This window comes from Mycobacterium sp. SMC-16 (assembly GCF_046250085.1).
GTDB lineage: Bacteria > Actinomycetota > Actinomycetes > Mycobacteriales > Mycobacteriaceae > Mycobacterium > Mycobacterium phocaicum.
Genome location: NZ_CP176427.1, coordinates 5745068 through 5756640 on the forward strand (window position 1 = coordinate 5745068; position 11573 = coordinate 5756640).

Annotated in this window: 11 protein-coding genes; 2 read left to right on the forward strand and 9 right to left on the reverse strand. The window is 63.0% G+C overall.

Annotated elements, in window-relative coordinates:
* Nucleotides 1-19 precede the first annotated feature (19 nt).
* The 4 genes from ACJEIK_RS27940 to ACJEIK_RS27955 form a co-directional block, all read right to left on the reverse strand.
* Complete coding sequence (locus tag ACJEIK_RS27940) at nucleotides 20-2914, reverse strand: lantibiotic dehydratase (RefSeq protein WP_409430690.1); 2895 nt, start codon at nucleotides 2912-2914, stop codon at nucleotides 20-22.
* A 1271-nt stretch (nucleotides 2915-4185) separates the two neighbouring features.
* Complete coding sequence (locus ACJEIK_RS27945) at nucleotides 4186-4548, reverse strand: hypothetical protein (RefSeq protein WP_409430691.1); 363 nt, start codon at nucleotides 4546-4548, stop codon at nucleotides 4186-4188.
* A gap of 65 nt (nucleotides 4549-4613) precedes the next feature.
* Nucleotides 4614-5273, reverse strand: coding sequence for a WXG100 family type VII secretion target (locus tag ACJEIK_RS27950; protein WP_409430692.1), 660 nt, complete (start codon nucleotides 5271-5273; stop codon nucleotides 4614-4616).
* Nucleotides 5274-5295: 22 nt separating this feature from the next.
* A protein-coding gene (locus ACJEIK_RS27955; protein WP_109557065.1) for an IS3 family transposase occupies nucleotides 5296-6524 on the reverse strand; the annotation gives its coding sequence in 2 pieces (ribosomal slippage) (nucleotides 5296-6212 and nucleotides 6212-6524; 1230 coding nt in all).
* A gap of 152 nt (nucleotides 6525-6676) precedes the next feature.
* On the opposite strand from ACJEIK_RS27955, the gene ACJEIK_RS27960 reads away from it, so the two are divergent.
* Nucleotides 6677-7144, forward strand: coding sequence for a hypothetical protein (locus ACJEIK_RS27960; RefSeq protein WP_409430693.1), 468 nt, complete (start codon nucleotides 6677-6679; stop codon nucleotides 7142-7144).
* Between the two features lie 2 nt (nucleotides 7145-7146).
* Here the strand turns inward: ACJEIK_RS27960 and ACJEIK_RS27965 are convergent, their stop codons facing one another.
* The 4 genes from ACJEIK_RS27965 to ACJEIK_RS27980 are packed head-to-tail and all read right to left on the reverse strand — an operon-like array spanning nucleotide 7147 to nucleotide 9321.
* Nucleotides 7147-7557, reverse strand: coding sequence for a hypothetical protein (locus ACJEIK_RS27965; RefSeq protein ID WP_409430694.1), 411 nt, complete (start codon nucleotides 7555-7557; stop codon nucleotides 7147-7149).
* Nucleotides 7535-7855, reverse strand: a complete 321-nt coding sequence (locus ACJEIK_RS27970) for a DUF4333 domain-containing protein (protein WP_064857328.1) — start codon at nucleotides 7853-7855, stop codon at nucleotides 7535-7537. The genes ACJEIK_RS27965 and ACJEIK_RS27970 overlap by 23 nt, the downstream gene beginning before the upstream one ends.
* A 28-nt stretch (nucleotides 7856-7883) precedes the next feature.
* The gene (locus ACJEIK_RS27975; protein ID WP_064857329.1) at nucleotides 7884-8306 is read right to left on the reverse strand and encodes a hypothetical protein; all 423 of its coding nucleotides are present in this window, start codon (nucleotides 8304-8306) and stop codon (nucleotides 7884-7886) included.
* A 10-nt stretch (nucleotides 8307-8316) separates the two neighbouring features.
* The gene (locus tag ACJEIK_RS27980; RefSeq protein WP_409430695.1) at nucleotides 8317-9321 is read right to left on the reverse strand and encodes a PHP domain-containing protein; all 1005 of its coding nucleotides are present in this window, start codon (nucleotides 9319-9321) and stop codon (nucleotides 8317-8319) included.
* 72 nt (nucleotides 9322-9393) lie between these two features.
* Between ACJEIK_RS27980 and ACJEIK_RS27985 the strand changes: the two genes are divergently transcribed.
* A complete protein-coding gene (locus ACJEIK_RS27985; RefSeq protein ID WP_061002230.1) occupies nucleotides 9394-10245 on the forward strand; it encodes an LLM class F420-dependent oxidoreductase in 852 nt (283 codons plus the stop codon).
* 532 nt (nucleotides 10246-10777) lie between these two features.
* On the opposite strand, the gene ACJEIK_RS27990 is transcribed toward ACJEIK_RS27985, so the two are convergent.
* The gene (locus tag ACJEIK_RS27990; protein ID WP_409431771.1) at nucleotides 10778-11569 is read right to left on the reverse strand and encodes a polysaccharide deacetylase family protein; all 792 of its coding nucleotides are present in this window, start codon (nucleotides 11567-11569) and stop codon (nucleotides 10778-10780) included.
* Nucleotides 11570-11573 lie beyond the last annotated feature (4 nt).

The following is an 11573-nucleotide window of genomic DNA, read 5'->3' on the forward strand; positions in this document are numbered from 1 at the left end:
CTGCCGCAGCGGAAGGCTGTCATCGGTGCCTGGCCCCCCGCCGGGCCTTGCGGTTTCGATCCGTCTTGACCAACCACATGGCGGCGAACTCCTCGTGCCTGCGCAGGCCGAGCCGGTTACAGAACATGTGACTTGCGCTCTGCAAAACACCGGGAGTCATCACAGCGGCGCTGTGAGCTGGGTGCTCCCAGAAGCTGCGCATATCAGCGACCAAGCCGTTGCCCTCATCGACCCCTGGCTGCCGCTGGCGCAACTCCGTTTTGATCTTGTGTACCACCGAACCGAGCTCCCCGCCGTAGTGATCGATAGTGGCGCCGACCACTTCGTTGGCGCTGACTCTATTCGGATCGAGACCGTCCAACCACTGCGCCAGGATGCCAGCAGCTGCCTCGATGCCCGACCTGACCAGGCGCGGCGTGTCGGTCGCGGGTAAGGACATACTGTCCAAGATCGGCAGCATCGCAACTATATGTGCTGACTCTCGGCAAAACAGCCGTTCATAGACCTGAAAGCTCCGGGGTCCGCCATAGCGTTCTAGCTCGCGGTGGTAAACAGGAATCGTATAATCACCGATGCGCCCGGCCAGCCGGGCCTCTGCCAGCCAAGCCAAGACCCCGGCGAGCTCCACAACGGGTCGCCTGACTCGCAAGCGCAGCTGGTCTTGGTCGTTTTGTCGATAACGCACGAAATACCAGTCGCCGACGAGGTCGGGGAAGTCGTCGGCAAAGGCCCTCAAGACGCGGTCGTGGGAATTGCTGGCCGCGTCTATGGCGAACGCCGTCCAGGCACCTCCCGGCACCAACAACCGCTGTTCGTCGTCGGAGGGGTCATGCAGTGGCCAACCAAGGAGGTCCGGCTCGCCGCGCCGTGTTCCCGGCGCTGCAACGGTCACCGCCACCTCAGCTGCGTGCATTGCCGACCGGTGATCGCGGATAACGCCTGTCTGCTCGGGCTCCGGTGCGCGATACAACCACTGGCTTCCGTCGATGATCTCGTCGAGCAGTAGGTCCAGGTGCCGTGGATGCCGCGTGTCGAGGTGCAGCTGGTTGTCGTAAGGTCCGACCAGCACGTAGCGGCTTATGCCAGTCGTGGTGATCCACTCCTTCAGCGCGACCTTGGATCGGTCTGCACTCGCCGGGAACCGCCATCGCTGTTCTGTGAGCGTGACACCCTTGTATCGGACTTCCGGCAGGCAATTCATGATCGACTCGGCCTCACCCCAGGACCAGAACGGCCGCTGGATCCCTGCATCGGAAATATCGCGTAGTAGCCGAACAGCTTTGGCTGAAGCGCGCGTCGTTGCCATGGTCAACTGACGGAAGCTCAACGGTGTGCCGTCGGCAAGCACCGTCCGCATACGTCCCTCGGCGAAACCGAGGTAGACGTCAGCGAGCGTGAGCACGGCACCGGCTGACTTAGGAGGACGCGCATTGACTGCCAATGTCATTGGGTAGAGCGGTGCGGTCGTGGACACTTCGTTGATCGAGTCCGACCCAGCAATGTAATCCACTCCGCAGAGGATGCCTCGGCCTCCTGTGCTATCGGCCCACCAGGCGCTATCGATCTCGACACAGCGCCGTGCGAAATCGTATGCACGGGGCATTACGGCGGTGAAGCGACCAACGGCCGATCCACCCGGAAAGCCCATGCCAATAATCGACGCGCGCAAGCCCAGAGGTTCGCGGCGGAGCTTGAGTATGACGTCGAGCGTACTCGGTAAGCCGCTTGGCTCCGAGAAGCCTGCCAGATCCGCATCAGTCAGCTCCACCGCATCCAACCGGTCAGCTGCAGCCTGCTGTAGCAGTCGGCCAATGAGAGCCCGGCGGCGTTCGACATCAGGATCTTCTTCGTTGGTGATAGCCGGGCGCCGCTGAGCGACGGCCTCGTAGGCGCGCGGGTAACCGATCCCGAGTTCCTCGTCGATGGCCGTCAGGAACGGCACAAGGGTTCGGCCGTACCGTTCCGCGAACTCGTCAGCAAACTCGTTGAGTCCCGAGTTCATCGGCAGGTGTCCCATTGTCGGAGCCAGGGCTGTGACGGCATTGCGTGCCGCGTCAACGACCAGCGTTGGGATTTGACCCGACACGTCCAGTTCGAGGTCGACATGGATGTCTCTTTGGACGCCGCCAACGAAGGACAAATGCAGTAACTCGTCGAGGCTGCCATCTTTTGCCGGATCCGACGCGTCGCTGTACTTCGCAACAGCAGCTCGCATCTCGACGACGCCCTCGACGGCGTCGGGCAGCCGCACCAACGGGTCGCTGTCGAACGCGGAATGCTCCGCCTCACACAACAACACCTCGGCCGCTAGCAGCTGGTCGATCAGTTCGCGGACCTTCGTTCGGCCGGCAGTTGGGTACGCCGCGGCTACCTGCCGCTCGACGTCCTGCCTCGTCGCGGTGCCCGAACAAGCCGCGACTGCCAGACGGGCAGGCCCGGTGGCCCTGATCGAGGACTGCGTGTGCGTGTCGTTAGAGCCACGCATGACGCGGACGACCATGCGGTCGGCACGTTCCATCAACGCCGGATTGGGATATAACCGCACCTGCGGCATCGTCCGCGCCAATCGCACCAGCCGTCTGGTTACCGCGCCGGACGCCCGAACGTGTCGGATATGAGAAGGCCCGAGCAAAGGCTCAACGTCGCCAACCGCCAGCACAGCGACACCGGCGAACGCGCCGAACGGCGTACATCTGCTGCTAAGGCGCAGCGCGTACTTCAGCAGGCCTTTGTGCAGGCGTCTGCGCTTTCTCGCCGGCGTATCAGCCGCCGAGCTCTCCAGCAACTTGTCAACCTGACTTGCAAGGCCGGGGCTGGCGATCAGCACTGCCTCGCGTATGGCATCGGCCGACCACAACAGCGCGATCGCGTCGAGGTCACCCCACTCAGCGGGGTAATCGGGATACTCAGCCACTGTTCCCAGAGAGCACCGAATAACAGCGACATCGGCGGGCGCGCCCAACTGCGCATGTGTACTACTCAATGCTAGATCTGTCATTCAAGGTTTATCCATCAAGACCGAGATCAAAGAGGCGGAGTGTCCGCCCTGGACTGTGACGGTGTGACGGCAGCTGCAATCGAACGGGTGGTGCTCGCAGACCGCTGAATCAAAGAGCGCTAGCGTTGCAGATTCGATGGTATGACGAGCTGCGACGCTGCAACAACTGGAACCACTGTGACTGAAGTAAGCATATTTGATCGGTTACGGGTCCGGGCACACTAACTATGCACTAGCAGAACAGCCACCTTATTGCATGTTAAGCCTCTTCGCCGGACTTGCTCAATTCTCGATCAGCTAGACTTTAAGTTCGAGCGCACGCTTTTGCCATTTTTCTCATTTGCTTTGACCCACTTCCTACGCGCAGTGCTTTCCGTTCGATCCCCCTGGCTGCGTCCACCATGTTTTTGTCTGGGTGACCTGAACGACCGTCATAGTGACGGCCGTCACCCCAGCCACGCACTCATAACCCGATTCAGGAGGAGGCGCCCCGCCGGGACCCCCGACAAGGCCTTGCGGGCGATTGAACTGTGTGTCCAGATCGAAACTGGCCTTCGATGTGCCGATGGGATCCATCGCGTTTGAGAGGTGAGCGTCAGCCTGCTCGGCCGCCCATCTAAGCTGATCTAGGCTCTGCTGCCCGATCTTGGTCGCATCTTGAACCAGGTTTCGCGTGGCCGGTGTCAGCGACGACAAGTTGGTCGGCGGCACGACACGGCTACCTCTCGCGTCAACTGTGATCGCATATTGCCCGAGGGTAGCCCTCAGCTCAGCCAGTTGCCTCTTGACCTGCCGAATCTCATTCGCCGCCGTATTGGCTGCTACCGCCACTGCCGACGCAGCCTGGCCATGTTGGTCCAACCCGTCGGCGTACTTCTCGGTACGTGCACGAGCCGCGTCTGCGCCCTCACCGCGCCAGGCGTCAAATGCAGACAGCCCCATCAAACTCGACCACGCCTCCGAAGCAGCTGCTGCTCTAGCTGCGGCCGCCGCACCTACGGCACTAATCGACTCGGGGTCCCACTCGTCAATGTCAGCTACCGACAAACCCATAGAACACCGGCCCCATCAGATGCACTCGGCCATTTATAAACCGAGCTTGGACGTACATTCGACTCAAATATCGTTGCCCAACAAGCACCGACCGCCCCGCACTCAATTCATCAGTTTCAACCTCGCCCCCGGACCTACACCATGACAACTTTCCACAAACAGCCGTACCGCCTCAGTCGGTTGCCGAGTAATAGCTGCGCCCCGGCGTGCGCGAACTGTTTCGCTGCGCCGAAAGGCAGCCAGCCTATCGATCCAGGCGTGTCGATGACATCCCCGGCATAAAGACTGTTCTGAACAATATCAATAGATTGAGCACGACGAGCATGGCATTTACATAGCTTCCGGGCGCGTGCATCGACGGAATCAATAGGACAAGTACACATAAAGTTGCCAATACGATTTTCGGTCCAGATTTTGCCCACATCCCACCACGAATCAAAACGACGAGAAGAATGCAGTACACCAGCGATGCAAGGATCCACCAATACTCGATCCACCAATGTCTAAGCATGGTCAGACTCACCTCCAATCGATACACGCGGACGCGACCTCGACTCAGTCCTCACTTGCAATGCTGCCCATCCGATCCACCCGGCTGCGTCCACCAGGTTTTTGTTTGGGTCACCTGAACAACCGTCATCGCGACTCCCGTGGCGGCGGCTACACATTCATAACCCGATTCGGGAGGAGGCGCCCCAGCTGGACCGCCGACAAGACCCTGTGGGCGGTTGAACTGCGTGTCGAGATCGAAGTCGCCACGTTTCGCCGGACCTGAGTCCGCTATGCTCGCGGCCGCACTTCGCACCGAGCGGGCCCCAGATTCGTCCGCTTGACCATATCGCTTTGCCGCGGAAGTGAGGTTCTCACCGTGTTCAGCAAGAGCCTGATAATGCGCCCTTGTCGCTTGCTGCCAATCGCTCGCCATCGACGCCAGGGCGCGAGCCGAATGACCCACCCAACGTGACTGAGCCGAAGCAAGTGTGTTGTCGACACTGGTGAACGCCGCGTTAATAGTTCCTGCAACGTTTCCGACCTCGACACCCGACCTATGGATCTCGGATGGATCGACCCTCAATTCGCTCATACGTGCCCCCACCGCTAAAACATCCGCTACCGCGGCTCCATCCACCCACACTAACCCGGACGTGCGCTCCAAATTCGCACGAATTTCCGATGGCTCGCTCGTCGGATCGTTGTGGGAGGACTTGGGCCTTGCCCCCATGTAGTGGACACGGGATTTGTGGTTACGCGGCTACTGGCAGCGTAGCCGGTGTTAGGGTCCTTTCGTAGGTCGCAGGGCTGGAATAGCGGCACCGGGAGTGCCGTCGTTTGGTGTTGTAGCGAGCCAGCCAGCGGAACACTTCGCGGCGGCAGGTAGCAGCGTCGGGCCAGTGGCTGCGGTCCTGCAGGATCTCGCGTTTGAGGGCGGCGTTGAACGATTCGGCCAGCGCGTTATCGGCACTTGACCCGACGCCACCCATAGACTGGGTGACCTCCAAGTCACGGCAGAGGTTCGCGAAATCCCTTGAGGTGTACTGACTTCCGTGATCTGTGTGGAACACTGCACCGGTCAGGGAGCCGCGCAGCGCCGCAGCGGCTTTGAGGGCATCTTCGACCAGTTCGGTGCGCATGTGCTCGGCGATCGCCCACCCCGCCACCCGTCCGGAGAAGCAGTCGATCACGGTCGCCAGATACAGATTCGAACCGCTTGCCAATGGCAGGTAGGTGATGTCGCCGACGTACTTGACGTTGGGTGCCGCGGCGGTGAAGTCCCGGTTGAGCAGGTCCGGGACTTTCTGTTTGGCCGGATCCGGCGTGGTGGTCTTCACCCGTCGCCGGCGGCGGTAGCCGGCGATCCCGGCACTGCGCATGACCCGGGCCACCCGCTTGTGGTTGACCCGCTCACCGTCGGGTGCACCGTCGTTGAGTTCAGCGGTGATCCGCGGCGCCCCGTAGGTGTTGTCCTCATCGTGCACGGTGCGGATACGCGCGGCCAGCGCCTTGTCAGCGGCCTGGCGGGCGGCGCGTCCGTCGGCAGCGGCCAACCAGGCGTAGAACGATGAACGCGCAACCTCGACGACTGCGCACAGCCACTTCACCTCGAAGGTGTGCAGGTGGTCGGCGACGAACTGGAAGCGGCTCACCAGTTCGTCTCCCCGGCGAAATACTTGGCCGCCGACCGCAGAATGTCACGCTCGGTAGACAACCGAGCCTCCGTGGCGCGTAACGCCTTGTTCTCGGCCCGTAGCCGGGCCAGCTCCTGCTCTGGGGTCTCAACGCCGGGGCTCGGCTGTGCTGCTGCGGTGGGGTTGCGGTGCCTGATCGGCACCCCGGCGGCTTTGCACCACGCTGAGAGCGTCACACCGGAGATGCCGAGTTCGTCGGCGATCTGCGTGATCGTGGCGCCCTCGGTGTCTCGGTACAGCGCTACCGCGTCCCGTTTGAACTCGTCAGGGTAATTTTTCCTTGCCATCGTGGTGGATCATCTCGCTTCCCCCGCCAACCTTGCGGGATTCAGCGTGTCCAACACACGGGGTCAAGTCCCCTTGGCTATCGCGCGTTGATAGTCTGAGCGAGCGGGGCGTTGGGCTCTCGTGGGGATTTCATACGCGACCGGGGGGCACGTTGGATGGTGATGAATGGGAAGGGTCAGACGACTGGGCTGACGACGCGGATTCCTATGACTACATAGCCCCACCCGGTTACATCGATGTCGCCCCCTTTAGCACTCTCACCCAGGATGACGAAAGCACCGCACCGATCACGCTCGCGGTCAGCGTGACCAATGGCGCGGGCACCGTCACTGCCACAGCGACCATCAGCGGCTGGCTGCAACGCATCGAGCTGGAACCGCAGGTGGCGTCAATGGACGAAACCCAATTAGCCCGCGAGATCGTCGCCACCGCCGCACTGGCAAGCTTGAAGGGTCGGGCCAGTCAGCGCTCGCTGATCGAAGACATGCTTACCCATCAAGGCGCCGACAGTCACATCGCCCGCGACTACGTCGACGAATACATGAACTTGCCGACGCCGGCTCAAGCGGCCGAGGCCGAAGCCGAAGCCAACGCGCGGTACCTGCGCGGCGAGTATTGAAACTAACCGGTCCGGTACGTCCATCCCGCGTCGTCGACGCACTGCTGGATCGGGATCTTGATGTCGTCGGTCGTGATCAGGTGGTACATGCAGTTCGAATTGCCCGACCAGAACAGCCGCAGGTCGCCGGTGTCGTGACACTCGATCCATTGGCCTTCGGCGTCTTGGCGCCATTCGACCAGGTGATCCCCCGCGTGTAGGAGCCGGTTCTCGGCGTCCAGGCGCAGATGGATCTGGAAGGTCAGCGCCACTGCCAGGTCTTCGAGCAGCTGCCGCCAGTCCGGATCGTCGGACTTCCACTCGGCCACCAGGTCGACGCCCTCGGGAGCGCCGTCGCGAATCAGCCACGGGCGCGCTGGACTGTTCAGCTGCAGCAGGCAGCCGTGCAGTTCACTGTCCGGGGATGATTTCAATGCTGAGCGCAATGTTCGATCCCTTGACGTCGACGGCCCGCACCGTGGCGCGGCGCGACTTCGCGCCGGTGACGACGGTGCACGTCTGCGCCGCTCCCACCTTGCCCTCGAGACCGCCGTCGCACACCACCGAATCGATGGTCGATGTGGTCTTGGTGCTCAGCTTGTCCTTGACCGCCGTCTCCAATTGGCCTTTGGACATGGTGGTCACCCCGCCGCCGACGTGCACGGAGCACGAAGTCAGCAAGCATGCCGCCGTGAGCAGTGCGGCCCATCGCGGCGTCGATCGACCAGCCATGATGAATCAGTATGCCCGCGCGCCGAGTTCAGAACTGCGCAACCACGAAACCCGCCAGCAGCACGAGAAATCCACCGACCTCGCCGAGGATCAGCGCCAGCATCCCGGCGTGCAGGCTGCCGCTGGGGTGCTCGAACTGGTTGGTGGTGTCCTGGCGAAACCCATGCTGGATGTACGCGGCGATCGCGACGACGAAGAAGAACACCAAAACCATTGCGGCCGTGAGGTTCACCCACGCCGGCCAGGCACTGAGCTGCACGAACACCGCGACCAGCAGGGTGGCGAACGAGTACATCAGCGCGGCCCGGTGCGCGATGTCCACGTAGGGATGCGCCAGATGGTCCGGATTGACGGCCATCTGCCGGTACTTCCAGATGCCGAGAACCAGCGCCAGCAGGAAGATCAGGCCGGCGGCGAAAAGCGTGACGGCGGTCGCCGTACCGAGAACCATGGGCCCGACGCTACGCGCCGGCCCACGACAGCAGTCGCTCGACCGGCCAGGTGTTGACGATCCGCTCCGGCGGCACGTCGGCATCCAGTGCCCGCTGCGCCCCGTAGCCGAGGAAGTCCAGCTGGCCGGGCGCATGCGCGTCGGTGTCGATCGAGAACAGACACCCGGCGTCCAGGGCCAGGTTCAGCAGCCGGGTCGGGGGGTCGCGCCGTTCGGGGCGCGAATTGATCTCCACCGCAACATCATTGGCGGCGCATGCCGCGAACACCGCCGCCGCGTCGAACTTCGATTCCGGCCGGGTGCCGCGGGAGCCTTCGACCAGGCGGCCCGTGCAGTGGCCCAACACGTTGGCTTGGCCGCCGGACACCGCGCGCACCATGCGCCGGGTCATCGCGGCGGCGTCCATCGACAGCTTGGAGTGCACGCTGGCCACCACGACGTCCAGCCGCTCCAACAGTTCGGGTTCCTGATCCAGCGAGCCGTCTTCGAGGATGTCGACCTCGATACCGGTGAGGATCCGCATCGGCGCGAACCGGTCACGGATTTCGTCGATGACGTCCAGCTGTTGACGGAGCCGGTCCGCGCTGAGGCCGTTCGCGACCGTCAACCGCGGCGAGTGGTCGGTGAGCGCGCAGTACTCGTGGCCCAAACGCTGTGCGGTGGCCATCATTTCGCTGATGGGTGCCCCGCCGTCAGACCAGTTGGAGTGCAGGTGCAGATCGCCTTTCAGCGCCGCGCGCAGTTCTCCCCCACCCAAATCGGCTGCCGCCGTACGAAGTTGGACCAGCGCGTCGGGCTCACGACCGGCCCAGGCCTGGGCGATCACGGCGGCGGTCTTGGGTCCGACGCCGGCGAGTGTCTGCCAGCTGTTGGTCCGGCCCAGCTTCTCGCGTTGTTCGGGTGTCAGCGCCTCCACGACGTCCGCGGCTTTGCGATAGGCCATGACGCGACGGGACTCCTCACGCGCGCGGTCTTTGTAGAAGGCGATCTCCCGCAGCGCGGCCACCGGGTCCATGGCGTCCAGTCTGCCAATGCTTCGAGAAAACTCACAGGAATTAGGAGCCGGTCGTGACTAGTTTCAATAAGCGTGCGATTCGCCTTCAAAACCTCACCGCAAGACACCACCTGGTCGGACATGCTCGCCGTTTGGCAGGCCGCCGACGATATCGACGCTTTCGAGTCCGGCTGGACCTTCGACCACTTCTATCCGATCTTCTCCGACTCGACCGGCCCATGCCTGGAGGGCTGGGTCACGCTGACCGCGCTGGCGCAGGCCACCAAGCGGCTGCGGGTCGGCGTTCTGGTCACCGGCATCCACTATCGGCACCCGGCAGTGCTGGCCAACATGGCGTCCGCGCTGGACATCGTGTCGAACGGCCGGCTCGAGCTGGGTATCGGCGCCGGCTGGAACGAAGAGGAGTCCGGCGCCTACGGCATCGAGTTGGGCTCCATCAAGGAGCGGTTCGACCGCTTCGAAGAGGCCTGCGAGGTGCTCAAAGGCCTACTCAGCCAGGACACCACGACCTTCGACGGCAAGTTCTATCAGTTGAAGGACGCCCGCAACGAGCCGAAGGGCCCGCAACAGCCGCATCCGCCGTTCTGCATCGGCGGTAGCGGCGAGAAACGCACCCTGAAGATCACCGCCAAGTACGCCGATCACTGGAATTTTGTCGGCGGGACGCCGGAGGAGTTTGCCCGCAAGCGCGGCGTGCTCGCGGCGCATTGTGCCGACATCGGGCGCGATCCCAATGAGATCACCCTGTCGGCGCACGTTCGGCTCGGCCAGGACCGGGACTACCGCAAGGTCGTCGACGAGGCCGCGGGCCTGGGTGCCGAAGGGCTGGACCTGGCGATCATCTACATCCCGCAACCGCACGACCCGGCCGTGCTGGAGCCATTGGCCGAAGCCATCCGGGACTCCGGGCTACTGACGGCCTGAGATACGGCAACCGCCCGGAGCCGAGAATTCGGTTCCGGGCGGGCGTGCGTTCTTAATTATCGCGGAGGTCACAAATCAATAACGATCAGCAAATCAGCTGACGTTACCGCCGAATACGGCCGGCTGCGGCAGTCGATCAGGCGCTAGACGCCGAAGCGGACCATGTCCGCGGCGGTGACCAGGCGCTCGTTCTTGGCCGGGAACTCGCGGCTCTTGACCGGGTGACGGAACAAGGACCAGGCAATACGTCCCATGCGTGAACGTGAAAGCGGGTTGTTGTACACGGTGATCACTCCTGCGGTCGGCGATTGGTTGCACCGTGGGGCCAGACTATCGCACGGCCCTCGCGTTTTCATTACAACGCCGGTCATCGGCAAACCTTTGGAGGCGCGCCGAAAGTAACAGCGGCGTGTCGGATGTGACTGGTGTGATTCCTGATGCAGGAGAAACCCTTAAAGTCTTCTTAATTTAAGAGGGTGGGGCGCCGACCAAGTGACCTACGAGACAATATGAGCTACGTCACGCGGGCGAATCAGACGGGAAGTTCGCGCGGCTTCCGAAACACGTCGTCGAGCGTGACGGTCCGCAGATTGCGTTCCTTCAGCAGGTCGACCAGCTGGCCGTAAACGTGCGTCACCGGTAGGTGGTTCAGGTGGCCGATGACGACCGTCTGCTCGGTGACGTACTTGCCCGCCATCTTGAGGATGTAGTCCTCGGTGACGATGTTCTCGTCGCCCAGCGATCCCGTCCACATCGTCGGCGTCGAGTAGCCGAGCTCCGCCGCGATCCGATCGACGATCGCGTTGTGGCTGCCATAGGGCGGCCGGTAGTACGGACGCGAGTCGACCCCGAAGGTCGACTGCAGGAACTTGTGGTTGCGCTCGAGCTGGTCGACGATCTCGTCCTTGGAGAGCTTCGCCAGGTCCGGATGCGACCAGGTGTGGTTGCCCAACTGAATCTGCCCCGACTCCACCAGCGGCAGCATCAGGTCCCGGTTCTCGGTCCACGACTGGTAGCGGCCGTTGACGAAATAGGTGAGCCGCATGCCGGTGTCCCGTGCGAGCTTGGTGTACGCGCACACCACCTCGGAACTCACGCCGTCGTCGAGCGTGATCGCCACGCGATTGCCGGCCACGTCCGGCAGGCTGCTGAGCTCGCCGCCGCCCGGCAACGCCAATCCCATGCCCCGCTGTACCGGTTCCTTGGGAGCCTTCGGCGGCGCTGCGGCCACGGTCGCGGCCGGCCCGTCGACGGCGCACCGCGCCAGACCCACGCCGGCCACCACCGAGGCCGACAAGCCCACGAGAAAGCGTCGCCGGCTCAGCTCG